The sequence below is a fragment of the Anabaena sp. 90 genome, from assembly GCF_000312705.1.
Lineage (GTDB): Bacteria > Cyanobacteriota > Cyanobacteriia > Cyanobacteriales > Nostocaceae > Dolichospermum > Dolichospermum lemmermannii.
This window is the reverse complement of sequence record NC_019427.1, coordinates 3256417-3282076: the sequence shown is the minus strand read 5'-3', so window position 1 is coordinate 3282076 and position 25660 is coordinate 3256417. Positions and strand designations below refer to the sequence as shown.

General features: G+C 37.7%; 25 protein-coding genes. 7 read left to right on the top strand and 18 right to left on the bottom strand.

Annotated features, from left to right (window positions below):
* The first annotated feature begins 53 nt into the window (after positions 1-53).
* Positions 54-3341 carry an N-6 DNA methylase gene (locus ANA_RS14285; RefSeq protein WP_015080763.1) on the top strand — a complete coding sequence of 1096 codons (3288 nt, stop codon included), beginning with the start codon at positions 54-56 and terminating at the stop codon, positions 3339-3341.
* Between the two features lie 74 nt (positions 3342-3415).
* On the opposite strand, the gene ANA_RS14280 is transcribed toward ANA_RS14285, so the two are convergent.
* The 4 genes from ANA_RS14280 to ANA_RS14265 form a co-directional block, all read right to left on the bottom strand.
* Positions 3416-4057 (bottom strand): FGGY-family carbohydrate kinase, encoded by a 642-nt coding sequence (locus tag ANA_RS14280; protein WP_015080762.1) that lies wholly within the window; start codon positions 4055-4057, stop codon positions 3416-3418.
* Positions 4058-4341: 284 nt separating this feature from the next.
* Positions 4342-6195: an AAA family ATPase gene (locus tag ANA_RS14275; RefSeq protein ID WP_015080761.1), complete on the bottom strand. Its 1854-nt coding sequence runs from the start codon at positions 6193-6195 to the stop codon at positions 4342-4344.
* Positions 6196-6253: 58 nt separating this feature from the next.
* A complete protein-coding gene (locus ANA_RS14270) occupies positions 6254-8131 on the bottom strand; it encodes an ArsA family ATPase (protein WP_015080760.1) in 1878 nt (625 codons plus the stop codon).
* A 245-nt stretch (positions 8132-8376) separates the two neighbouring features.
* Complete coding sequence (locus tag ANA_RS14265) at positions 8377-9057, bottom strand: GvpL/GvpF family gas vesicle protein (RefSeq protein WP_015080759.1); 681 nt, start codon at positions 9055-9057, stop codon at positions 8377-8379.
* Positions 9058-9206: 149 nt separating this feature from the next.
* Here ANA_RS14265 and ANA_RS14260 point away from each other — a divergent pair, with 149 nt between their 5' ends.
* Entirely contained in the window at positions 9207-9524 is a 318-nt protein-coding gene (locus ANA_RS14260) for a hypothetical protein (protein WP_041458074.1), read from the top strand.
* 171 nt (positions 9525-9695) lie between these two features.
* On the opposite strand, the gene ANA_RS14255 is transcribed toward ANA_RS14260, so the two are convergent.
* The 12 genes from ANA_RS14255 to gvpA (ANA_RS14200) all read right to left on the bottom strand — a co-directional run bounded on the left by ANA_RS14255 (position 9696) and on the right by gvpA (ANA_RS14200) (position 16860).
* A complete protein-coding gene (locus ANA_RS14255; protein WP_015080757.1) occupies positions 9696-10433 on the bottom strand; it encodes a GvpL/GvpF family gas vesicle protein in 738 nt (245 codons plus the stop codon).
* 46 nt (positions 10434-10479) lie between these two features.
* Positions 10480-10947 carry a gas vesicle protein K gene (locus ANA_RS14250; protein WP_015080756.1) on the bottom strand — a complete coding sequence of 156 codons (468 nt, stop codon included), beginning with the start codon at positions 10945-10947 and terminating at the stop codon, positions 10480-10482.
* A 95-nt stretch (positions 10948-11042) separates the two neighbouring features.
* A complete protein-coding gene (gvpJ, locus tag ANA_RS27755) occupies positions 11043-11804 on the bottom strand; it encodes a gas vesicle protein (RefSeq protein ID WP_015080755.1) in 762 nt (253 codons plus the stop codon).
* Positions 11805-12645: 841 nt separating this feature from the next.
* Entirely contained in the window at positions 12646-13653 is a 1008-nt protein-coding gene (gvpN, locus tag ANA_RS14240; RefSeq protein WP_015080754.1) for a gas vesicle protein GvpN, read from the bottom strand.
* A gap of 297 nt (positions 13654-13950) precedes the next feature.
* A complete protein-coding gene (gvpC, locus tag ANA_RS14235; RefSeq protein ID WP_015080753.1) occupies positions 13951-14532 on the bottom strand; it encodes a gas vesicle protein GvpC in 582 nt (193 codons plus the stop codon).
* Between the two features lie 190 nt (positions 14533-14722).
* Complete coding sequence (gvpA, locus tag ANA_RS14230) at positions 14723-14938, bottom strand: gas vesicle structural protein GvpA (protein WP_015080752.1); 216 nt, start codon at positions 14936-14938, stop codon at positions 14723-14725.
* Positions 14939-15039: 101 nt separating this feature from the next.
* Entirely contained in the window at positions 15040-15255 is a 216-nt protein-coding gene (gvpA, locus tag ANA_RS14225) for a gas vesicle structural protein GvpA (protein WP_015080752.1), read from the bottom strand.
* Positions 15256-15360: 105 nt separating this feature from the next.
* Positions 15361-15576, bottom strand: a complete 216-nt coding sequence (gvpA, locus tag ANA_RS14220; protein ID WP_015080752.1) for a gas vesicle structural protein GvpA — start codon at positions 15574-15576, stop codon at positions 15361-15363.
* A gap of 105 nt (positions 15577-15681) precedes the next feature.
* Complete coding sequence (gene gvpA, locus ANA_RS14215; protein WP_015080752.1) at positions 15682-15897, bottom strand: gas vesicle structural protein GvpA; 216 nt, start codon at positions 15895-15897, stop codon at positions 15682-15684.
* Between the two features lie 105 nt (positions 15898-16002).
* On the bottom strand, positions 16003-16218 hold the full coding sequence (gvpA, locus tag ANA_RS14210) for a gas vesicle structural protein GvpA (protein WP_015080752.1): 216 nt from the start codon (positions 16216-16218) through the stop codon (positions 16003-16005).
* Positions 16219-16323: 105 nt separating this feature from the next.
* A complete protein-coding gene (gvpA, locus tag ANA_RS14205; RefSeq protein ID WP_015080752.1) occupies positions 16324-16539 on the bottom strand; it encodes a gas vesicle structural protein GvpA in 216 nt (71 codons plus the stop codon).
* Between the two features lie 105 nt (positions 16540-16644).
* Positions 16645-16860: a gas vesicle structural protein GvpA gene (gene gvpA / locus ANA_RS14200; protein WP_015080752.1), complete on the bottom strand. Its 216-nt coding sequence runs from the start codon at positions 16858-16860 to the stop codon at positions 16645-16647.
* A 1313-nt stretch (positions 16861-18173) separates the two neighbouring features.
* Here gvpA (ANA_RS14200) and ANA_RS14195 point away from each other — a divergent pair.
* Positions 18174-18440, top strand: coding sequence for a hypothetical protein (locus ANA_RS14195; protein ID WP_015080750.1), 267 nt, complete (start codon positions 18174-18176; stop codon positions 18438-18440).
* Positions 18441-18540: 100 nt separating this feature from the next.
* The gene (locus tag ANA_RS14190; protein ID WP_015080749.1) at positions 18541-19866 is read left to right on the top strand and encodes a glutamate-5-semialdehyde dehydrogenase; all 1326 of its coding nucleotides are present in this window, start codon (positions 18541-18543) and stop codon (positions 19864-19866) included.
* A 186-nt stretch (positions 19867-20052) separates the two neighbouring features.
* Here the strand turns inward: ANA_RS14190 and ANA_RS14185 are convergent, their stop codons facing one another.
* The gene (locus ANA_RS14185) at positions 20053-21468 is read right to left on the bottom strand and encodes an isochorismate synthase (RefSeq protein WP_015080748.1); all 1416 of its coding nucleotides are present in this window, start codon (positions 21466-21468) and stop codon (positions 20053-20055) included.
* A gap of 431 nt (positions 21469-21899) precedes the next feature.
* Between ANA_RS14185 and menA the strand changes: the two genes are divergently transcribed.
* The 3 genes from menA to ANA_RS14170 all read left to right on the top strand — a co-directional run bounded on the left by menA (position 21900) and on the right by ANA_RS14170 (position 25180).
* Positions 21900-22799 carry a 2-carboxy-1,4-naphthoquinone phytyltransferase gene (gene menA / locus ANA_RS14180; protein WP_015080747.1) on the top strand — a complete coding sequence of 300 codons (900 nt, stop codon included), beginning with the start codon at positions 21900-21902 and terminating at the stop codon, positions 22797-22799.
* Positions 22800-22883: 84 nt separating this feature from the next.
* Positions 22884-23828 carry an o-succinylbenzoate synthase gene (locus ANA_RS14175; protein WP_041458073.1) on the top strand — a complete coding sequence of 315 codons (945 nt, stop codon included), beginning with the start codon at positions 22884-22886 and terminating at the stop codon, positions 23826-23828.
* Complete coding sequence (locus ANA_RS14170) at positions 23813-25180, top strand: 2-succinylbenzoate--CoA ligase (RefSeq protein ID WP_015080745.1); 1368 nt, start codon at positions 23813-23815, stop codon at positions 25178-25180. Before ANA_RS14175 ends, ANA_RS14170 begins: the two co-directional genes overlap by 16 nt.
* Before the next feature lie 2 nt (positions 25181-25182).
* Here ANA_RS14170 and ANA_RS14165 read toward each other — a convergent pair whose 3' ends face one another.
* Positions 25183-25632, bottom strand: coding sequence for an acyl-CoA thioesterase (locus tag ANA_RS14165; protein WP_015080744.1), 450 nt, complete (start codon positions 25630-25632; stop codon positions 25183-25185).
* Positions 25633-25660: the final 28 nt, after the last annotated feature.

The following is a 25660-nucleotide window of genomic DNA, read 5'->3' as shown; positions in this document are numbered from 1 at the left end:
ATCTGTTGTATATTAGAATATCAATCATCACTGAAATATAAAGAGGTTAGACTGTGCCTAAAAATAGTAGATCACCAAAACAACACCTGAACCCATTAGAAAAATGGCTGGCTTTAGAGTGGAATAGGCCAGAAAGATCCTACAATCCAGATGTCCGAGATTTTTTGGCAGGATTGCTTGATTATCCTAAAGATTATGTTGTCACAGAGGATGCAGGTGGAGGAGGGTATGCAGATATTAAGCTTTTAACCCATGAAAAAATTGCTTGGGTTGTGGGTGATTTAAAAAAAGATGATAAAGAACTGACTACAGAACCCGGACGACAAAAGTTATGGAATCAAAAACGCAAATATGTTGAAGGTTTAACTCGTTATGTTGTATTTCTGACGGCTCACTATCTTTGGATTGTTAAGCCAACAGGTGAGGCTGTTGAAGGATTAGAAAATCCAATTTATTTATCTAATATTACTTTTGAAGAATTGAGAGAAACACTCAAATTTATTTCTTATTCACAAGCATCTCACGATAATCAATGGCAAACTTTTATTGAAGGAAACCTACCTTATATTTATTTAAAACTTGATGCAAATGATACTTTAAATCAATTGCGACAAGATTTACAAATTAGTTTTACAGAATTAAACGCTGCCGCAGAAGGTGTTATTGCAGAATTAAGTAAAAATTATGAATATTTTAAGCAGCAAGAAAAAGAAGCTGAGGGCAATTTAGCATCTGCGACGAAAGATAGTAGAGAGCGAGCAATGATGCGCCTCAAACGTAAATTTAATTTTGAAAGGCATTTATGTGAGGATATTTTACCCCAGTTTGAAGCTCAATATGGGCGAGAAATAAATGCAAAAGATAAACAAATACAAGAAAGAATTAGGGAGGCATTTGCGGCTGATTCTGTAGCTGTATTGATTGCACGAGTTTTGTTTCTACGATTAGTAGAGGATTTAGAATTAACCAATAAACGACGACTTTCTAATGGTGGTCCAAAAGATTGGTCAGCGTTTGTTGATCACCTAATTGGAGATGCAAAGGCATTAGTAAAACTGGTTGCTGAGGATTTGGGGCGGCTGTATCATGAGCCATTTGAACAAAATGTGTTTGATTGGATTTATGAAACAAATGGAGCATTAAATGAAGCCTTGCAACGTCTGATTCTCCGATTTAATGCTTATGATTTTTCAGGGTTGTCTGAAGAAATCTTAGGAGACATTTATCAAGAATTTTTACCTGCTGCCAAACGCAAACGCTTAGGAGAATTTTATACACCTCCTGCAATTGTTGATTGGTTATTAGAACAAACTGTTTACAGTCACGAAGAAGGAAAATTACTAGATCCATCTTGTGGCAGTGGTTCATTTCTCGTGCGCTATGTTCATCGCTGTTTAGAAGATGCAAAAGCGAGAGATTTAGATGTAGATTTTGTATTGCGAGAGCTACAAAAAAATGTTTGGGGGTTTGATCTGAATCCATTTGCTGCTTTTATCAGCCACTTTCAATTAATGTGGGCAATGATAAGATTTAAACCTTCTAGAAATCAAACAGATATTCCCAATATTTATGTTTATAACTTAAACAGTTTGCTTCGGGATGATGATTTAGTTTCGATTTTAGGAGAAGATTTTTTATCTCCTGGATCATTGGAACGCGATCGCAGTCAGTGGAAATACATTCTCGGAAATCCGCCTTATATTCGTGCAGAACGGGTAAAATATGGCGAGGAAATGAAAGGACTATGGCAACAAGTCTGGGGACAAAATGCCGACACAGGTTTAGTTTTTCTCTATCGTTCTTTGACAGAATGGCTAGAACCGAATGGTTTTTTAGGCATGGTGGTAAGTGGTGGCTACGCTAATTCTGAAGCAGCCGCAAAGGTTTGGAAACTGCTTTATCCTAGACAAAATGCAGCACTACGAAAAATAGTTTGGCTGGAGTTTGCTGGAAAACAGTGGGATGCAAATGTAATTCCTATGTTGTTAGTAATTGAAAAAACATCAGCCCAAGAAGATGATGAAATTGAAGTTTATGTACCGTCAAAATGGCCAAGTAATGAACAATCGGTAAAAATTAAATACAAAGATTTTTTTGATGCCAAAATTAGTCCAAGAATTACTGCTATTGATCCAAGTAATCCCACAGAAGGTTTGTGGGGAGATTATTTGTTACCATTGCTGCATCCTAATGATGTTCCAATACTAAAAAAACTTTATCCAAACGATAATGGTAGAAACGTTGTTGAGTTAAAAGAAGCCGTTGCAAAACAAATGAGCCGAAATAACCGTCCATTTTGGTTTACCTATGGCATTCAAGCAGGTAGAGAGGCACAAGTTACTGAAAGTTCTACAGGCAATCGTTCTATCCAAATATTAACAGGTGGAAATTTGGCAATGGGTTGGCACGGGGAACCGGAAGGATGGCTCAATCTTGAAGATGTCCAGAAACTTAGTATTTGGGGGGAGCTTACACATTCATCATTTATTGCTGTGGCTGAATTAGCACTTGTTCCATTTGCTTCTGTCGTGGAGAGAGAAGACCTTGCTGCTCGTAATAGCATTGTTGTAGCTTTACCAAAAACAGACGGAATATCAGCAAAGGCAATTACTTCTTTTATAAATAGTAAATTAGTTCGTTTTTACTACTTAATTAGACTGAGATCAGGAGTATTGGAAGGTTCTTCTCGTTCACATATTTACCCTCGTGTCCTCGAAGCATTACCTTGGATCAAAAATTTAGCACCTGATATAGAACAGCAATTAGTAGATGGGTATAATAATCTATCTCGTTTAGCTGGTATTGCTAGAAACAATCCCAATGAGTGGCTATTATCAGAAGTAGAAAAGCAAATTGTCACAAGTCGCTACAGGTTGAGCGATCGCCGTTTGGGTTTAAACTTTTCTAGCTGGAGTACAGAAGACGTATTAGCAGAAGAATTAACCTTGGATGGTAACTGTATTGGGGCAGATTTGTTTTCACTAGAACTGGTTGATGCTGATTTAGCAGAATTAGTTTATTTACTCTTAACTAATAGCACTGATGAAACTATTTCTAAGGCAACCATTCAAAAATTGAATGTGCCTCAAGATTATACCACTTTGATGCAAAACTATCGCCAGCGATTTGCTGATTTTCAAGAAGTTGAATCCGATTTTTTCAATGCTCTTAACCAAATTGATGAAACTGTTTACACCATGTTCAACATCACTGACAGAGAAAAAGATCATATTGAAAATCGTCTTGGTAGTTTCCCGTTAAACAAGTTACAACCTCGATATCCCTGGCAAACAGTTAGACCCCGATCCATAAAGGCATATACTGAAGATAGATTTGCATAAACGTATTGACTTGAGTGCATCCATATAAATTATCCTAAATTGTAGGGGCATGGTAAATCTGCCCTTGCAACTGATTACACCCAATCAAAAGTTTTAGTAACCGCCTTCTTCCAAAGCCGATAACAACCTTCCCTCTCCACAGCATCCATCTTCGCTTCCCAAGTCTGATCTAAAAGCCAATTATCAGCTAACTCCTCCAGACTACTCCAGAAACCAGTCGCCAACCCAGCAGCATAAGCTGCCCCTAAAGCAGTAGTTTCTGATACCTGGGGACGAATCACTTGCACACCTAACACATCGCTTTGAAATTGCATTAGCAGGTTGTTATAAACCATCCCTCCATCTACCTTCAAAGCAGTTAAATTTACCTGCGCGTCTTCTCTCATCGCATCCAAAACTTCACGAGTCTGCCATGCTGTAGCTTCTAACACCGCACGGGCAATATGACCTTTATTGGTGTAGCGAGTCATCCCCACAATTACACCCCTAGCATCATTGCGCCAATAGGGAGCAAATAACCCAGAAAAAGCAGGGACAAAATAAACACCACCGTTATCTGTAACCGACATTCCGCACCCCCCAGTGTCACAATCGGTAATTTCGGATTTTTGAATACCTTTGATGATAATTTTGATACAAAATTGTTGGAATCTTAGGTGGCGATAGCGAAGCGCTGCTGCAAGCAGTTCGCCAATCTCAAATCCCCAAACGACCATTTTTCCTTGTGTGACAGTTTAGGGTGCGGAAGGTGGGTTGGTAACATCAGTGATATGCAAACCGCCTTCTGTACCACCTGTTAAATGCCAAATCAAAAAGGTGTCTTTACCCCATAATATCGGAAACTGCTGTAAAGCGATCGCTAAATCAATTCATAACGATTCTATCCAGTTGTAGCGACGCTGAAAACAATTACCAGTAGTATGGCCATTGCACTTACTTTTCTATGTTTTGCGACCCCCGGACAAATTGCTTACGGCCAGGGGTAACAGTGAGAATCTAACTAAGCATGACGTTGACTGACTAAAACCTGATGAGAATATTGAAAATCATCATTAGTAATCCTGATATCAGCAGGATCCGTCTGTCCTTGCGCTCGGAAACGGCGAATAGCTTCCACAGCAGCTTGATTACACAGCAACACTAAATCAGCACCATTCCAACCTTCTGTGACTTCAGACCAATATGTTAAATTCACATCTAATAATGGTCGTCCCTGAGTATAGACCTGCAAAATATCTAAACGACTGGCCAAATCAGGTAAATCTACTTTAAGTTGTAGATCTAACCTACCTGCCCGTAATAACGCTGGGTCAAGAGCATCAGGACGGTTTGTCGCCCCAATGACCAGAATACTTGCACCGACTTCTACACCATCTAACTCAGTTAATAATTGCCCTACTACCCGGTTACTCACGCCAGAATCACCACTGTAAGTTCCTCGTGCTGGGGCTAAGGTATCAATTTCATCAATAAATATCACACAGGGTTCTGCTTGTCGCGCCTTGGCAAATAATTCCCGCACTGCTTGTTCACTAGCGCCCACCCAACGAGTCAGTAACTCTGGTCCGTTGACACCAATAAAATTAGCCCTGGCCTGGGAAGCCACAGCCTTGGCTAATAAAGTTTTGCCAGTTCCCGGAGGACCCCATAGCAAAATACCCTTGGGAGCTATAGCCTTAGTTTGTAGATAAAGTTCTGGATAAAGTAGCGCCCCTTCTACGGATTCTCGCAGGGTTTGTTTAATATTCTCTAAACCACCAATATCATCCCAAGCAACTTGGGGAACTTCAACTTCCACACTCCGAAGTACAGCCGGTTTGATTTCCTTTAGTCCCTGCAAAAAATCAGTTTGAATAACCGTCATGTTTTCTGGTGCTTGCACCTCTATAGAAGGAACTTGACGACGCAAAGCTGTGTAAGCCGCCTTTTGACAAACTGCCTTCAAATCAGCCCCCACAAATCCCACCGCCCGCTCGGCGATAAAATCGAGGTCAACGGTGTTATCCAAGGGCATGGAACGGGTGAGAATTTGCAGAATTTCTTTACGGCCGTTGATATCAGGAATGCGAAACTGCACTTCTCGGTCAAATCTTCCCGGTCGTCGCAGGGCTGGGTCAAGGTGGTCAGGGCGGTTGGTAGCCGCGAGAACAATCACCCCTGGGCTATGGGAAAAACCATCCATTAAGCCTAATAATTGGGCAACCAGACGCTTTTCAACTTCCCCTTCTACGGCACTGCGGTCTGGGGCGAGGCTATCAATTTCATCAATAAAAATAATACAGGGAGCATTTTTGGCGGCTTTTTCAAAGATACCGCGCAGTCTTTGTTCCGCTTCACCGTAATATTTACTGATGACTTCTGGACCGACAATGGCAATGTAGTTAACGCCCAGTTCTTCAGCTAAAGCCCGGGCGGTGAGGGTTTTGCCCGTTCCTGGCGGACCAACTAATAATACGCCATGGGTGGGTTCTAGTCCCAATTTGGCGAGGAGGTCAGGGCGTTTTAAAGGAATAGCAATCAGTTCCTTGAGTTCTTTAAGAATTTCGCTCAGTCCACCGATATCTTTAAGAGCAATACCTGAAGTAGGATCGGGAGGAACAACTGGATCTGAGGGACCTGCACCAGAAGCTGGGGGGGATTGAGTGTTCATCCGACTTGTACCCACATCATTACCCATACTGCCCATATTACCCCCCATATTACTAGTACGGGGCATATTTCCTGTTCTGGGAATACTGCTTAGGGGTCGGGAATTAAACTGGACATTGGTCTTGATTTCTCCGTTTTCTGCTTTTTCTTCCAGAGCTTTTACCAGTTCCACTAACTGCTCAAATCCCTTGAATAAATCACTCATCAGATTCCTCCAAAAATTGACTCTAAAAAAACCATTGTTTCTTGGCTACATTATCCACTTAAAATAAAAGATTGGCGGCACCTTGAATTCTGGCCATGGGTTCGACAGATCTGGGTAACTTAGGTAAGCGAATAATTGTTTGCTGTGAAAATAAGCTGCTCTCAATCTCTACATCTTGAGTGTAGCGATTTTGTACCACATAACGCTGTTGAATTCCTATGGTTTTTAGAGATTCTGTTAAGCGAATATGTTCAGCTATAATTGCCGCTTCTCCCTGAATTACACCCACAAATTGGGTATGCTTTGGGTTTTTTAATTTCTTCTGAGCTTTAACCACTTGTTGGCGCAGATTTCGCAACCGCCCAATGAAATCAACTCGACCTAAGACATTCTGATATTTCATCCATAACTTAAATATCCAAGATAACCAATCTCCTAATGCAGTTGGCATTTCCAAAAATTGCAGAAGATGACCGGTGGGTGCTGTATCTAGAATAATCAAATCTTGCTGGTTGCTGTCTAATAAATCCATGATGGTGATTAGGGATAGCATCTCATCAATACCTGGTAAAGCTTGAGACATAATCTGCCGCCAAGCCTCTGGAAGATAGGCAATATTTATTGTTGCGTCTGCTTCTGTTCCTTCACCACTAATCATATCCGCCAATTCCCAAAGATAATCGGCACGAAATTGATCTAATATTTTCTCAGCATTGATTTCTTGTCCACTTAAATTGGGAGCTAATAATTTTGGTTCATGTCCTAATTTTTCACCAAAAGCATCTCCCAAGGAATGAGCAGGATCTATGGAAATTACGCGAATGTTTTTATCAGGATAACGATTAGCAAAAGCCCAGGCCATGGCTGCTGACACTGTGGTTTTACCAACTCCTCCTTTGCCACCGACAACAATCAATTGACAGCCTTCCGCTACAAAATCAGTAAAGCTTGGTAAAATTTTAGTCGGCCATTGAATTGGTGGTGGAGAAGCGAGTTCCACTTGATCAATATTTTGAATTTGTCCTGCTAGATTATCTAATGCTAACCCACCTAAAGGTGGGAATTGCTGTTGTGGTACTATGAAAACGGGTTTATTTGGGGAAATTTTGAGGAATTTATTGATGAAGTTTTGCTGTTCTGCATAGCGGTCTAGCTCTGTATCTGAATTTGCCAAAATTCGATTGATTATTATTCCCGCATAGGGAACATCTAGGTTTTTTAAACTTTCTATGAATCGCTCGGTTTCGGCAAAACACATAGGTTCGGAAATGGCGACAACTATACAACCTGTAAATTGATTATCCTGTAGCAGTCGTCTCCCTTCTGCTAATTGAAATTTTAGATCAGCCAAAAAGTCATCAACTTCATCAAGAGTATAGTTTTTTCTGGTCAAAGTTTCTGTGATCACCTGATGCTTTTTCTGGAATAACTCTAATGAATTTAAAATCACATCTAAGAAATCTTTCAATCGCAATAGGTTTAAGGTATGACCAGAAGGAGCCATATCAACTACTATGCGATCTACTTTTTTTTCAGACAGTAGACGTTGGATTTCTAGTAACCCCATTAATTCATTTAAACCAGGCCAGTTCAAATCCCAAACTGGGGCTAAATCTTGTCCGTCTGCTAGACTTCCCCGCTCAACCAGTAGTTCTAAAAATTCGCTATATTTGGCCTTAAATTCTAAGAGCAGTTTTTCAGCATCTAAAGCCTGAACACTCAAATTAGGCAAATCTGTTAATGGTGAAGCATAATCTTTCACTTCTGTCAGTAATACATCTCCTAAAGAATGTGCCGGATCTGTAGAAAGTAACAAAATTGTTTCTTCTGGGAACTGTTTTGCCCAATAACGAGCAAAACTGCAAGAAGTGGTAGTTTTGCCAACTCCACCTTTGCCGCTAAACATGACCAAATTAAGTGAGTCGTACTGGTTCATAATAAAGTTAAAAAATTAACGAAAAGACTAAGTAGGTCGGCGGAAAAGTTTATAACTATGTAAGGAAAAGTTAAGCAGGAGTATGTTTGTTGAATTTAATACGTTTTGTACTTATCTTGCTCACGAGTTAAAAATACCCTTAAACGAGCGCCCATATTTTAATCACCTCAGTAGATTTATTTTCCGTATTTACTTATCTTTACATAGTTTGGTTTCTTTGCGCCGACTTACTTAATAAATAATCACTAAATAAAGTGGTAAGGAGGAAGACAATCTCCTAAAAGTAGATCCCACTTTGGACAAGCTTTCTGCCAGGTTAAAAACTGTTCTAAAAGTAAGGTCTTATCTTGACAACTAACTAAGAGGTAAATCTGTATTTGTTCCTCTTGTTCTTGAACAACAACGGGTAATTGATTAACTTTGGTGATTAAATCAATAAGATTTTGTTTTTCTGCTGCTTGAGCAATACTAAAGTTATTTTGGTTTTGATAGCGTTGCTTTTTAGCTAAGAAATAATCCTTACCTCCCCCTTCAGATGGTACTATTTCTTCTATCATTCGTGGGATCAATTTTAAAGTAAATTCGTTTTTACCATTGATCTTTTCTAGCTTATTTTGATATTCTTTTTCATGGGATTTTAAATGGTTTAGCAGATTATTTGTAGAAGTAAAATAAGTTCCAAACCGCAAGGGTAAAACTGTAATCTGTTGAAAAAGTTCACAAATTACTCGATCATGGGATAAAGCCATTTGGATAATTTTTTCATCATTATTTTGGAATGATTCTAAAAATATCCCCGGTTCGACAATAGCCGCAAGTTCAGTACCATTAATTAGCACTACTTGATTAGCAGCACCCTGTGGCAAAATCAAGGGAGAGCTAGGTATTTCCAAAAAAGCATAAGTGTAGAGATTTTCTAATTCCATATATTTCACCTAGATAAAAATATTTGCTGTTACGAAGTACCTAAAGTTCATATTCATGGAAATAAGAGATAAATTTTTTTCCAGATAATTTGGGGATTTACAATTACAAAAACTTGGTTATAATGATAAAAAATATTCAGGTATTTTTCATGAAAACAATTAGTAATCGCAGTATTAGCAGAGCTAAAATTAGCACAATGCCTCGGACTAAGTCTGATGCATCAAGTCAATTGGATCTTTATAAAATGGTGACGGAGAAACAACGTATTCAGCGAGATATGTATTCTATTAAAGAACGAATGGGTTTACTTCAACAACGCTTAGATATCCTCAATCAACAGATAGAAGCGACAGAAAAAACGATTCATAAATTGCGTCAACCTCACTCAAATACTGCTCAAAATATAGTGCGTTCAAATATTTTTGTTGAGTCGAATAATTACCAAACTTTTGAGGTTGAATATTAAGATCCATTCTGTACTAGTAATCTGTCAAATTTATTTTGACGGGTTTTTGGTAGTGCGGGCATTCAAATTCAGTGTTAGTCCGCTCTTGGATTTGCTCTGCAATCCAGACAACTCCATTCAGAGGACCCATGATGGGCAGTAGTAACAGTTTCGTCAGCATCGTAATAACTCCTATGAATCAAGCTGGGCAAATGTATAGGGAGCAGTAAAATTGTTGTAGCGAATACGTAAGCGATCGCCAAATTTCTGATCAATCACTTCAACACGTTCGCTAAATTCAGATTCACTTTCCCAAGGAATCAAAAAGGCTGCATTGTAAATCATTTCTTCCGTCATAGGCTCACTGACTACAATCTCCTGAGCGAAAGGATTTAGCTCCTGAGAGAAAACTTCAATTACAGCTTGTTTGCGGGCTAGGAGATTAATTTCAATTAATTGTCCAATTTGGATGACTTCCTCCATACTCAACTTTTTGCCTTCCATGTTGTCGCGCTGCTGCTTCAAATCCTGATGAGACTCCATCATGGTTTGTAATTCCGCTTTAGCATCCCAGAAAATTTTAATGCTTACCTCTCTTTTGCCTGCCAATTTTTGAAACAATTGATTCAATTGATCTTTATGGGGATTAATCAATTGACTCATGATAGTTTCCCAATCTTTAACCACTAATCCAAACCGCAGGGGGAGAAGAACACGAAAACCCTCATGCATTGTTTGTTCTAAAACTTTTTCATGAGTTAACAAATTACGGCGAGAAGCCAAATATTTTTCTTGACGAGCCTCTGAATATAAGAAACAAAACTCATCAACCACTTGACTATGAACAGGTTGCTTATCCAATCCTTCAAGATCAAGAGTTTCAGGAATTGTATTTGGAAAAATGCCGTACAAATAAAGAGGAATACTCATAAGCTGTGAATAAATTAAACCTAAATTTATGATTGATAAATTGGGATTAAATTGGTTTTGATGTCAAAACTAAACGTAATTTAGCGTGAATAAGATCGATTTGAGCGATACCTAAATCTATCTCACCATCTACAACAATTCCAGTATTTAAAAGTCGATCTAATAGCTCTAATACAGAAGGACGACTACTGGGTTGACCTGGATAATAAGAACCGGAAGATGGTAAAAGAGTCCCAATCTCCCCCAAATTTATATTCAAATCTGCCGGGTCAACCTCAAACATCTCACACAAATGTAAGATTTGTTCTTCTAACTTTTGCAGACTGTCTGCTGCCCGTTCTAAGTCAGGTTCACTCAGTAAATCCTCTTCCATGCGCCGAATTACTTGAGCTTCCATCAACTGACGCACCAATTCCAATACAGTCAAAAGTAAAGGAGCTAAACCCGCTTCATTCTTGGGTTTAGAAGCAATGGTCAGTGAATTGTTGAAGTTTTCAGCGGGAGTGCAAACCATTTTTATGATGCAACCTAAAGTTTTAAATGTCTTTGATGCAATTTGATTATTAAAGTTTCAGGAGTTTCAGATACTTCAAGCCTAGATAGTTTAGGTTAGACATCAATCGCTGGATCTACGGATGATGAACTTTCTTCACTGGTTTGAGCCTGAAAATCGAGAATTTCCACGGTTGAACCTACAGGTGATGAACTTTCTTCACTGGTTTGAGCCTGAAAATCGAGAATTTCCACGGTTGAAACCACAGGTGATGAACTTTCTTCACTGGTTTGAGCCTGGAAATCGAGAATTTCCACGGTTGAACCTACAGGTGATGAACTTTCTTCACTGGTTTGAGCCTGGAAATCGAGAATTTCCATTGATGTATTTACATATGGTGGAGTTCCCCCACTGGATTGAGCCTGAAAATCTAGAACTTCAATTGGTGTATCTACAGGTGATGGAATTTTTGCACTGGTTTGATACAAATCATCTTTAACATCTGCTGCTAAGGGGATTTCCTCTTTCACACTAGAAGATGTCAGTGAATTTAGCTTTGCCTCTAGACTCTCTAGACGATGCTGAAGTTGTTGATTTTCTTCAACCAAACGTTGAGCCTTAGTGCTGAGATAAGGATCGCTTTCCCACCAATTGATGCCCATTTCCTTGGCTTTATCCACAGAGGAAATTAACAAGCGAATCCGAATATGTACAAGTTCGGTGGATGCGATAGATATAGAAATATCGCCAGCAATCACAATGCCCTTATCTAAAACCCTTTCGAGAATGTCCGCTAAAGTCGAACCTTGGGTAGATGTGTTAATAGTTCGACTTGAGTTAGTCTGAGGACGTGTTGGCAGTATTGGGGTAGAAGTCACAAATAATTCAACTCTTGAATGGTATAGGACTCATATCTGATTTTACAGACTAAAAATTCCTGCTCTAAAGAAAATAAAGCATTGATTATTAGTTGGCAAAAATTAACTTTTTTTGCATTCGCGCTAGTGGTCTGTCGGGCTAAAAATTGTGATTTTGAGGGAAAATAGAGAGCCTATAAACTATAAACCTCATCAACAAATAGAAATTTGACAGGCCACTAGTAGTTTGTCAAGATAACAATGATGGGCTGTAGTGTGAGCGAAACCCTCACGCGGGCAAGACTTGTACTGAGCTTGTCGATAGCGCAGCGTGGCGTTAGCCATAGTATGCCCGCACTACCAAAAACCCGTCAAAGTAAGTGTGACAGACCAACAGTCTTGGACTTTTGGAAATAATTTTTAACCCTTAGAGGGTGTTTGAAAAGTCCCTCATGGTGTATCAAATATTTTCAGATCCCCCTAAATCCCCCTTAAAAAGGGGGACTTTGACTCTAGTTCCCCCCTTGCTAAGGGGGGTTAGGGGGGATCTGTAAGTGCCTAAAATCACAACCTAAAACTTTTCAAACAACCTCTTAGGCTTTGCCCAGGTTTAAAGCCGAGCAGAGTTGAGGCTTTAACTTTTTCGATAGGTTGCTTCTCAACATTTATTGAGTTACACCTATTTGCTTAATATTATATCAAATATTCGGCAGAAAAACTGACCAAGAAAGTGTTCATTCCGCAGCGACTAACACTGTTGATTGAGCGATGCTCAACTTCGCGAGTCGCTCAAGTAGTGACTCCGCCCGCATTGATCGCATCACCTCCCGGTCGGGTAGGTGAGAGGCTTCTACTTTCTAAGCTAATTTGGTTGACCAGCTAATTGTTGGGATAAAAATTGGGAATTGTCAATCAGAAAATCATTGTCTCCTGTGACTCTATTATTTAATATTTCCAGTTCTTCGGCTGATAATTTCTCTAGTAACTCCAAGAAAATGTTTGTGGATTCGCTCATAGATAAATGAGAGCGGTTGAACAGAATATCTATAGCAATATCTGGAAAATCTAAACTTTCTGTTGTCACCGGAATATTATTATCAGCACAGACCTTAGCAATCATTAAACAAGACCGTAAGCCGGAAGTTTTCTCCGCGCCGGTAGCTAGACGAAATGACTTAACTAACCGCACGATGAAGTTAGCAGATTCTCGATCTATATTTGTTTTCTGAATTAATATCTCTGTTTGAGTGATTTCATCTGGTTCTGGCATACTAATAGTTACCAATCTATCCATCAAAGCATCTTGGGTTGAGTGAACTCCCGCATACTCTTCTGGATTCGATGTAAAAATCACCCGAAATTGAGGATTAACACTCAAGTATTCTGGCTGATTGCTGCTAGGAGGAAGACTGAGAATTTTTTCTTCTAATGCTGACAGCAGGACGTTATTAACTTCAGGTCGTGAACGGTTAAATTCATCATAAACTAAGGTGAAACCTTCACGACAAGCTAAGGTTAATCGGGAATCAACCCAATTCTGCTTAAATTCGTCCTCGAGTTTAACAACACTATGGATATAGTTGTCTAGTACCTTTTTGTGAGTGTAACCAGATTCACTACCAATCAAGTCCGAACTCTTAAACTGGTCGTCTCCAAACAGTAACATGACTGGTCTGTCCAGACAGTTAGCCAAGTGCATGGCTAGGGTTGTTTTCCCTGTGCCGGCTGGTCCGCGTAAGTGAACAGGAAACCCCGATTTGAGATAACGTAGCGCCCGAATTGCGACTCGCTCGATAGCAGGTGTGACGACAAACTGCCCTGGACGAAGACGAAGAACGGCTCTTTTATGATTAACCTTGGTAGTAGTCATAATTTAAAGATGGTAAAAAAGTTTATGTTTGTGCGGATATTATTGCCAAACTTGGGTTTGTATATGAAGCACGAAGCCTAGTTTAATAAGAGTATCAACGTTAATGCTAGACAGATTTTCTATGTTAACGAATACGGAGTATAAATATAGACAACCGAAACTTCACGCCAAGAGTCATTGTTGTTGAATTTTATTAATCGCCCCCTTGTCTTACCAGTCTTGCAACTGGAATATCAGGGGGTTTTATTATGTAGCCCCATTGTCCAACAAATGGACTACAGGTAATGAGAGTATTTATTAACCAAAGATACTCACAAACAAATCCTGACGGAATTTCAGGAGAGATTCCTTCTGTTCCTTAGCTTGAGCAGTTCTTGCGTCGGCTGTTGCTGATAAAAACTGCTGACTTGTTTCTTGAAGTTCTTTGTGGAATGCTAACAGTTCTTGAGCTTGTTTTTCAGCTTGAGCAATTCTTGCTTGGGCTGTTGCTGATAAAAACTGCTGACTTGTTTCCCGAACTTCTTGATAAAATGCTAACAGTTCTTGCGCTTGTTTTTCAGCTTGAGCAATTCTGGCTTGGGCTGTTGCTGATAAAAACTGCTGACTTGTTTCTTGAAGTTCTTTGTGGAATGCTAACAGTTCTTGCGCTTGTTTTTCAGCTTGAGCAATTCTTGCTTGGGCTGTTTCTGATAAAAACTGCTGACTTGTTTCCTGAAGATCCTTGTAGAATGCTTGCAGTTCTTGAGCTTGTTTTTCAGCTTGCTCTTGTCTTTTCGCTGTCGTGACGGACAAGAATTCTCTGGTCTCAAGAGATAGTTCAGCCACTTTCTCTGCTATTGACTGATGTTCTTGCCGGATTTTTGCCATTAAAGAAATCATGAAGTTCTCCAAAAAATAGTAAATTAGCCCAGACCTAACAGAAATTGCTTCTCCAGGTACTACATTATAAGGATTCGTACTTTTTTGTAATATCCTTTGAGAAGCGTTGATTTCCAAATATCTAGATAATTAAAAAAAGCAGAACCAATATCAGGATTAATTAATCCTGATATTATGGAGCTTAATTAAATTAAGCAGGTACTGCTGCTGATTGGGTTAAACCAACTGCTTCAGCATACTTCAAGTAGGTTTCAACGGAAGCGATAACGATCCGAGCTTCAATTGCTAGTAATTCGATACCAACTAAGGAAACACGAACCCAAGCGTCAATTACGATACCTTTGTCGAGGATTCTATCAATAACTTCTGCCAAGCTGGAGGAAGAATTGGTTTTTTCAACTGCCATTTTTTTAATTCCTTGTTATTTGTGGTTATGGAATGTTTAGAATGAGGAGAATAACTATAAATATGAGTCATGGTTATTCTCTGACTTGGGAACTTGCTTAATTAAGCAGGTACTGCTGCTGATTGGGTCAAACCAACTGCTTCAGCATACTTCAAGTAGGTTTCAACGGAAGCGATAACGATCCGAGCTTCAATTGCTAGTAATTCGATACCAACTAAGGAAACACGAACCCAAGCGTCAATTACGATACCTTTGTCAAGGATTCTATCAATAACTTCTGCCAAGCTGGAGGAAGAATTGGTCTTTTCAACTGCCATTTTTTTAATTCCTTGTTATTTGTTGTCGGAAATTTGGGAAATGAGGAGAATAACTATAAATATGAGTCATGGTTATTCTCTAACTTGGGAACTTGCTTAATTAAATTAAGCAGGTACTGCTGCTGATTGGGTTAAACCAACTGCTTCAGCATACTTCAAGTAGGTTTCAACGGAAGCGATAACGATCCGAGCTTCGATTGCTAGTAATTCGATACCAACTAAGGAAACACGAACCCAAGCGTCAATTACGATACCTTTGTCGAGGATTCTATCAATAACTTCTGCCAAGCTGGAGGAAGAATTGGTTTTTTCAACTGCCATTTTTTTAATTCCTTGTTATTTGTTGTCGGAAACTTGGGAAATGAGGAGAATAACTATAAATATGAGTCATGGTTATTCTCTGACTTGGTAACTTGCTTAATTAAATTAAGCAGGTACTGCTGCTGATTGGGTCAAACCAACTGCTTCAGCATACTTCAAGTAGGTTTCAACGGAAGCGATAACGATCCGAGCTTCAATTGCTAGTAATTCGATACCAACTAAGGAAACACGAACCCAAGCGTCAATTACGATACCTTTGTCAAGGATTCTATCAATAACTTCTGCCAAGCTGGAGGAAGAATTGGTCTTTTCAACTGCCATTTTTTTAATTCCTTGTTATTTGTTGTCGGAAACTTGGGAAATGAGGAGAATAACTATAAATATGAGTCATGGTTATTCTCTGACTTGGTAACTTGCTTAATTAAATTAAGCAGGTACTGCTGCTGATTGGGTCAAACCAACTGCTTCAGCATACTTCAAGTAGGTTTCAACGGAAGCGATAACGATCCGAGCTTCAATTGCTAGTAATTCGATACCAACTAAGGAAACACGAACCCAAGCGTCAATTACGATACCTTTGTCAAGGATTCTATCAATAACTTCTGCCAAGCTGGAGGAAGAATTGGTCTTTTCAACTGCCATTTTTTTAATTCCTTGTTATTTGTTGTCGGAAACTTGGGAAATGAGGAGAATAACTATAAATATGAGTCATGGTTATTCTCCTACTTGGGAACTTGCTTAATTAAATTAAGCAGGTACTGCTGCTGATTGGGTTAAACCAACTGCTTCAGCATACTTCAAGTAGGTTTCAACGGAAGCGATAACGATCCGAGCTTCGATTGCTAGTAATTCGATACCAACTAAGGAAACACGAACCCAAGCGTCAATTACGATACCTTTGTCAAGGATTCTATCAATAACTTCTGCCAAGCTGGAGGAAGAATTGGTCTTTTCAACTGCCATTTTTTTAATTCCTTGTTATTTGTTGTCGGAAACTTGGGAAATGAGGAGAATAACTATAAATATGAGTCATGGTTATTCTCCTACTTGGGAACTTGCTTAATTAAATTAAGCAGGTACTGCTGCTGATTGGGTTAAACCAACTGCTTCAGCATACTTCAAGTAGGTTTCAACGGAAGCGATAACGATCCGAGCTTCGATTGCTAGTAATTCGATACCAACTAAGGAAACACGAACCCAAGCGTCAATTACGATACCTTTGTCAAGGATTCTATCAATAACTTCTGCCAAGCTGGAGGAAGAATTGGTTTTTTCAACTGCCATTTTTTTAATTCCTTGTTGTTAGTTTTATGACTATCGATTAAGTAATTGCTTAACCCTTAAATAAACTATCATCTAATTTTTATGATGTAAAGTAAAATTCAGTCAAGAAATGTAAAGTTTATGAGTCACAGAAAATGAGGGAAAAATGAAATTAAGTGAAAATATACATCATGCTAAATCATCAATACGTACAAAATCTGGATAGCATAATATTTTTCAAACTTAGAGACCGCTAAGAAAGTTACACAGTAATGAATTTATAGAATAACGCTTGTTTATTGCATATGATTATTATTATTATTATTATTTAATATCCGTAAAATTATTACTGTGTAAGGGTTTCATGTATAACATTTAACGCCACTCTAGGATCTATTAGCAAATCCTAAGTGGTAAAATTATCCATTAAAAATTACCTTGAAATATCTAAAAAGCACATTATATATTTTGTCTATATGACTACTATTGTATTTTTTCTATGATTATCATTATATTTTCCGTATGATTACTATTGTATTTTTCCTATGATTACTATTGTATTTTTCATAGCATACGTGGCCATACAAAACTAAGTATTTTAGCGTGATCAGATGGAATCTTGAATGCATAAAATCTTTGATAATGGTGCTTTGGAATGTCGCTAACACACCCTACGTATCCTTTCCTTTTAAAGATCAAACTGGATCTTTATATATACAGCCTAAATTACGTGAACTTTTACAAATTGTTTTAATGAAAAAAAGCTACACAAATAAGTATTAATACTCAATAATAGACGGGCAGGAAAAAACGCAGTATCTTATGTAACGAAAAGTAAACTAGTTCGTGATGGCTACTCCAATCAAATTCCTATAGATATAAGTAATGAGACAAAATTAATTACACAAATATTTGGACTGAAATCCTTAATGGACTGAAATCCTTAATGGACAAAGGATTGGTAAATAAATAATAGTAATTAATTCTATCCAGGTACTTACCTCATCCATCTTGAAACCTAAAGTGAAGTTTTTGTCAGTTTAAAACCCCTTCCCTTGGTAAGGCTACGGTGTACACAGAAGTCTGATCAAGTTGCCTAACAGGGTTTTGATCCCCCCTAGCCCCCCTTAAAAAGGGGGGAAATTTTCTTGAAGTCCCCCTTGGAAAGGGGGATTTAGGGGGATCTGATGATTTGTGTGTACACGGTAGTTGGTAAGGGGAGGGTAGGTTTTGCTTTAGCAAAACCGGGGTGGGGTAATTCGATAAACTACAGGTTTCATCTTGAACGTGGTTTAAATTAAAATGGCCTGTGAATTTTATTTTTTTCAGAAATTATGTCTACAGAAGGGACTCCTGTTAATATTCCACAGACAGCTTTAGCCGCTTTGGTGGATGTTTTTGTGCAGCAAGGTCATCCACGTCAATATGCTGAAGCGATGGCGACTTCAATCATTTTTCAGACTGATTTAGATTTACGGAATGCTCAGATTGCCAATCTCTTAGGCTGGCTGAAACAGGAGCATAATGATATCTATCCCTCAGCCTTAGATGTAATTGGCAAAACTTCCGAAGAATTTGAACGTCGAGTTCAAGAAGGTTAAGTGTCTAGACTCGATTTGGTGAATTTCAAAAAATAGGGTCAAAAATTAGCTGTTTCAGCTAATTTTTTCCTCAAAGGTTTCCCACTTACCAGGTATTCTTATGACTAATTTCAAAATTATTTCTCCTCTATCTGCGATACCTACTACCAGCGAAGCTATCGCTCAACAAACCCGTCAAGCTGCTAGTAAGCTGGCAGTTCTCTCCTCTGAGGCCAAAAATCAAACTATTGAAGCGATCGCTCAAGCTTTAGAATTGGCAAAGGATGATATTCTCCAAGCAAACCTGGCTGATTGTCACGCAGCAACAGCGGCAGGAATCGCTAAACCCCTTTATAAACGGTTGCAGTTAGATGAACATAAATTAAGGGATGCGATCGCTGGTGTGCGAGATGTTGGTAAACTAGAAGATCCTATTGGTAAAGTCCAAATTCATCGAGAAATTGACACTGGTTTAATTCTCAAACGCATTACCTGTCCTTTAGGCGTTTTAGGCATCATTTTTGAAGCCCGTCCCGAAGCCGCAATTCAAATAGTTTCCTTAGCAATTAAATCCGGTAATGGTGTCATTCTCAAAGGTGGTAAAGAAGCAATACATTCTTGTACAGCCATAGTTAAAGCCATTAAACAAGGATTATCTCACACAGCAGTTAATCCTGATGTGGTGCAATTGTTAACCACGAGAGAAGAAATATTAGAACTTTTGCAATTAGATAAATATGTAGATTTAATTATTCCTAGAGGTTCTAATGCTTTTGTGAAATTTGTCCAAGATAATACCCGCATTCCCGTATTAGGTCATGCTGATGGCATTTGTCATCTTTATGTAGATCAAGCCGCTGATATTGCCAAAGCTATTAGTATTACTGTAGATTCTAAAATTCAATATCCCGCTGCTTGTAATGCCATTGAAACTTTGCTAGTTCATAGTAGCATTGCTGCCGAATTTCTCCCCCAAGTTGCCACAGCTTTACAAGCACAAAATGTAGAATTAAAAGGTGATGAACGTACTTTAGAAATTTTACCAGATATTGCCGCAGCTATGGAAATAGACTGGCAAACAGAATACAGCGATTTAATTTTAGCTATTAAAATTGTTGATTCTTTAAATGAAGCAATATCCCATATTGAAAATTATGGTTCTCGGCACACAGAAGCAATCATTACTGAAGATATTACAGCCGCAGAAACATTTCAAGGCTTAGTTAATGCAGCGGGAGTTTATCATAATTGTTCTACTCGTTTTGCTGATGGTTTCCGTTATGGATTTGGTGCTGAAGTGGGAATTAGTACCCAACAAATGCCACCTCGTGGACCTGTTGGTTTAGAAGGTTTAATCACATATAAATATCAAATGTCTGGGAATGGACATATTGTCAAAAGCTACACAGGTGCAAATGCAAAATCATTTAGTCACCGTGATTTGTAATCATATTATTAATCTCGTTCCCAGTCTCTGACTGGGAATGCTGAATTGCGGCTCTGCCGCTAGTGATAGAGGAGGCAGAGCCTCATAGCTGGCATTCCTAGTCGGAGTACAAGGAAATATATTTGACGGGAGGCAGAGCCTCATAGCTGGCATTCCTAGCCGGAGTCTAGGAACGAGGGAAAGTCTTTAAACTAAGGCTTTTAATAAAGCTTGTAGTTTAAGTTGCACTTCGGCAAATTCCTTTTGAGGATCTGAACCAGCAACAATACCCGCACCTGCATACAGTCTAGCATAATTACCATCAATTAAAGCCGAACGAATCCCCACAATAAATTCACAATTTCCTTCTCCGTCTACCCAACCTAAAGGGGCTGCATATAAACCCCTTTCAAAACTTTCATAACGGCGAATTTCTGCACAAGCAATATCTCGTGCTGCCCCGGCAACTGCTGGAGTAGGATGCAGTTTAGCAACGATTTGTAAAGGGTGAATATTATTGGGAACTACTGCACTAATTGGTGTCCATAAATGTTGGATATTAGATAATTGTCGCAGTCTGGGGGCTAAAACTTGGGGGAATAAACCCAGTTGAGATAAATGTTGAGTAATAAAATCTAGAACCAGTTTATGTTCGTGTTTTTCTTTGGTACTATTAACTAAATTGTTAGCATTTGTAGCATCTTCTGTGGGTGTTTTTCCCCTCGGTGCAGAACCTGCCAAAGCATCAGTAATTAACTGTCGTTTGTGAATACTAATTAATCGTTCTGGACTAGCACCAATAAAGTTTTGTCCTTGACCATTACTGGTGGAAAATACATTGCAATTAGGATGTATTTGGCGGAGATTATTTAAAGATTGTAATAAGTTAAAATCATGATTAGCACTGACATCTAAGATATCAGCTAAAACAATTTTTCTTAACTGGTTAGCATGAATTATTTCTAAAACTGAGGAAACAGAAGTTTTAAATTTTTCACCGTTATTAGTGATTTTTTTATATAAGTTTAAGGGAAATTTATCAATATTTAGAGAATGGGTATGCAAAGATCTAATAATTTCTAAATGGCGTTGTAAATTATCCAATATTCTGCTAATCTTAATCCTAGAATTGATAATTGTATTCATTACTAATGTGCAGCGATTATTTTTTAAAGCTATTTGCCAACAAGGTAGGAAAACCGTAGCAGAAGGAAATGGACAATCTACTTTTTTATGCTGATCAAAAAAACTGAAAGTACAAAAAAATCGAGGTAGGGAAAAAGTCTGATTTTCGTGAGAAATAGGAATTATATTTTTCAGACAATTTTTAATAAATTCTTCTGATTTTGTAAACCTATCTTTACCAGAAATTTCTATTTTATCTAAAGTATCAATTGCTGCTATTGCTTCACCATTACTTTTATTTTCAAAATAAAAGTTTATGGTATTTTTCTGATTAAATTGATCAAAAACCAGCAAAGGATCAACTAAGCCAATTTCTAGGGGAATACTCACAATTTTACTATAATTATGGCGACGGCAATTTTCCTGAATCTCTAATAGTAATTGATTAAGGTATTTGTAGTCTACAAAGGTGTGGCTGCGACATGGTGAAATTGTCATGGATGTATAAGTTAATTTTTATTAAGTTATCTTCCTAAAATGTAATAAATCATGGTGGTATTTTTATAGGTAACATAATTCAGTCACCATTAACCAGCATAAACTTAGCTTGATTATGGGGTTTATCCTGTTTTGGCGGCAAGATAGCGGGTTTCATGGCAGGATATTCGCCTATAATCATAAAACTAGCATTTTTTGGTAATTTATTGATTGTACCGATAAGTGATCAACAATCCTAAATCTAAAATAGCTAGTACCGCAGTGCGGAATTAAAAATTAAAAATTAAAAATTAAAAAAGCAGATTACACAAGCTTTTGTCAAATTTTTAATGGTTGATTAACTTACGCCGTTGTGTACTAGTCAAGTATCATGCAAAATTATAAAATTTAACTGATAACCAAAGTTCTGGTAATTTAATTAATCACAACTGATGACTTCAACTCAGATTTCACCACCTCAAGCTAAACTATGGATGGCGGCTATTAAACCGCCAATGTACAGTGTTGCTATTATGCCAATTTGGGTAGGTTCGGCGGTAGCATTTAGGGAAATAAAGATTTTTAATTCCATAATATTCTCCTTGTTTATTGCTGCGGCAATTTTGATTTTAGCTTGGGAAAATATTAGTAATGATGTCTTTGATGCCGAAACAGGAATTGATCAGAATAAACATCATTCATTGGTGAATTTAACTGGTAACAAAACCTTAATGTTTTGGATAGGAAACCTGTGTTTAGGTTTGGGTTTGTTGGGAATAATAGCGATCGCTATTTTGCAAAAAGACCCCACAGTTATTGCTATAATCCTCTTATGCTGCTGTTTGGGCTATATGTACCAAGGTCCCCCTTTCCGTCTAGGATACCAAGGTTTAGGGGAAATTCTCTGCTTTTTTGCCTTTGGTCCTTTGGGTATGAGTGCGGCTTATTATAGTCAAACTCAAACCTGGTCTATGACCAATTTAGCAGCTTCGGTAATTTTGGGCATTGTTACCAGTTTAGTGTTATTTTGTTCCCATTTTCATCAAGTTGTAGATGACATAGCCGCAGGAAAGAAATCTCCTATTGTGCGTCTAGGAACTCACACTGGTGCAAAGGTTTTAGTGGGTTTTACTGCGAGTATTTATCCTCTAATTTTGTTATTTGTGATTTTGAATATTTTCCCAATTTGGACATTACTTAGTTTTCTGAGTTTACCTTTTGCGGTGAAATTATGTCGTCATGTTTTAGAAAATCACAACCAACCAGACAAAGTAAGTAATTCTAAATTCATCGCTATCAGAGTTCAGTTTGTGAGTTGCTTATTTTTGGGTTTAGGATTTATGTTTGGTTAAGTTACATTAAGAATAAACGAACCACAGAGGCACAGAGGACACAGAGGAATGAGAGTTTGAATGTTTTTTATTTGGAAGTCCTTCATGGTTTATCAATTTTCCTTCCGTTACTTTAGTCAAAAATTCACAAATCCCATTATTACTAATCATGGGGTTTGGGAAACCCGCGAATGTATCATTATTCGCTTGATTGATGCAAAAAATAATGTTAGTTGGGGGGAGATTTCTCCCATTTCTTGGTTTGGTTCAGAAACTATCAAACAAGCTTTAGATTTTTGTTATCAACTTCCAAAAGCAATTACTCAAGAGATAATTTTAGCGATTCCAGATAATTTACCAGCCTGTCAATTTGCTTTTGAATCTGCTTTGGTTATGGAAAAAGCTACTAATTTTAATCTCACCTACAGCGGCTTATTATCAGCGGGAAAATTAGCTTTAAATCAATGGGGTAATTTATGGGAACAAGGATATAAAACATTTAAATGGAAAATTGCTGTTGATGATATAAATCAAGAATTAGAAATATTTGATTTACTAATTTCTAGTTTACCAATATCAGCAAAATTACGTTTAGATGCTAATGGGGGACTTACTTATCAAGAAGCTGAATTATGGTTACAAAAATGTGATCAATTCTTACCGAAAATTGAATTTATCGAACAACCTTTACCTGTAGATAAATTTACAGAAATGCAAGAATTAAGTAATTCATATTTTACACCAATAGCTTTAGATGAATCTATCGCCAATCTTCACCAATTAGAATTATGTTTTCAACAAGGTTGGCGGGGAATTTTTGTGATTAAACCGGGAATAGTCGGTTCACCATTTCGGTTAAGGGAGTTTTGGAAAAAACATCAAATTGATGTTGTATTTTCATCGGTATTTGAAACCGAAATTGGGAGACAAGCTGCATTACAATTAGCAGCAGAATTATCTGGTAATAACCGCGCTGTTGGTTTTGGAATTAACCACTTTTTTCAACTACAAGAATCAAACTGGCTAGAAAGTCTATGGAAAACCTTTTAGATAATATACAAAATTATGATTGGCTAATTTGTGATCATAGTCAAGAATTACCACAAATAGCCACAGAATTATATTTAAAATTAACTCAGTTATCAACCCCAAAAATTATTATTGCAGAAAGATCACCAGTGAGATTTTTAGCCAGTTTTATTGCAGCTTGTGCGGCTAAATGTCCGGTTTTTCTCTGTAACCCAGATTGGAGTCAAGCTGAATGGGAACAAGTCTTTAATTTAGTGCAACCAGATATAGTTTTAGGAATAGATTATCACTTTTCAAAATCACCAATTATCAATTATGAATTACCAATTACTAATACTATCATGATTCCTACGGGTGGTTCATCAGGAAAGATAAAATTTGCTATTCATACATGGGAAACATTAACTACTTCAGTGCAAGGATTTACAGAATATTTTTCCATAAATGTAGTTAATTCATTTTGTATATTGCCATTGTATCATGTGAGTGGATTAATGCAATTTATGCGTTCCTTCACAACAGGAGGTAAATTAGTAATTACCTCATCTAAAAAATTAGAAACTTCTCAAATACCCAATATTAACCCAGCCGATTTCTTTATATCTTTAGTTCCCACCCAATTACAAAAACTTCTCCAAAATCCCGAATTAACCCAATGGCTATCAAAATTTTCTACAGTTCTGTTAGGAGGTGCGCCACCGTGGGATGAACTATTAGAAAAAGCGAGATATCATCAAATTAGATTAGCACCTACCTATGGAATGACAGAAACCGCTTCTCAAATAGCAACTCTCAAACCGGATGAATTTTTACAAGGTAAATTTAATAGTGGAAAAGTCCTACCCCATGTTAAAATTATCATTGACAATCCACCGGGAAATATAAATATTCAAAGTCAATCTTTAGCATTAGGTTATTATCCCCAAATCTGGGAAAATAGAAATAACTTTATAGTTGATGATCTTGGTTTTTTAGATCATCAAGGCTACTTACATATTATTGGCAGGAATAGCGACAAAATCATTACAGGTGGGGAAAATGTTTACCCAACAGAAATTGAATCAGCGATTAGAAGAACTCAAATGGTAATTGATGTTTGTGTAATTGGTATAGCTGATAAATATTGGGGACAAGCATTAACAGCCATTTATATTCCCAAAGATCAAAATATTTCTTACCTAGAAATTCAAACCCAAATAAAAAATCAACTGAGTAAATTCAAAATTCCCAAACATTGGATTTCCCTACCAAACCTACCCCGTAACGCCCAAGGTAAAATCAACCGTCAACAACTCCAACAAATCGCCGAAGATTTTCTAATCAGATCCCCGACTTCTTTAAGAAGTCGGGGATCTATATCCTCTATATCCTGAAATCACATAACCTCCTCCCTCGACCTTCTTCTCTCTGCGCCCTCTGCGTCTCTGTGGTTCGTTTCTAACCAATTATTCATATAATTTGGTAATTCCTGCTTAATTTTACTACTGGCATCAATACAAACGTGCCTAGTAATTGCCTTAGCAACCATTACTTCATCTCCTGTCATTTCATAGGTAATTTCAAACTTATCCGAACCTATTTTTTCCGGTAACAAACTAATCACTAAATTGTCACCACAATACATAGGACGAAAAAAATCTACATTAGCATGAACAATAGGAAAACCTACAGATGGATTAGTAAAAAATGATTTAAGATTAATACCAGAAGCTGCTAATGAAACCTCATAAGCTTCATGACAAATTCTGAAAATATTGGCGAAATAAACGACTCCAGCCGCATCAGTATCTTGAAATCGGACAGTGTAGTAATATGTAAAAGCCATGTTGAAAATTTCCTCAATTCAAATTTAC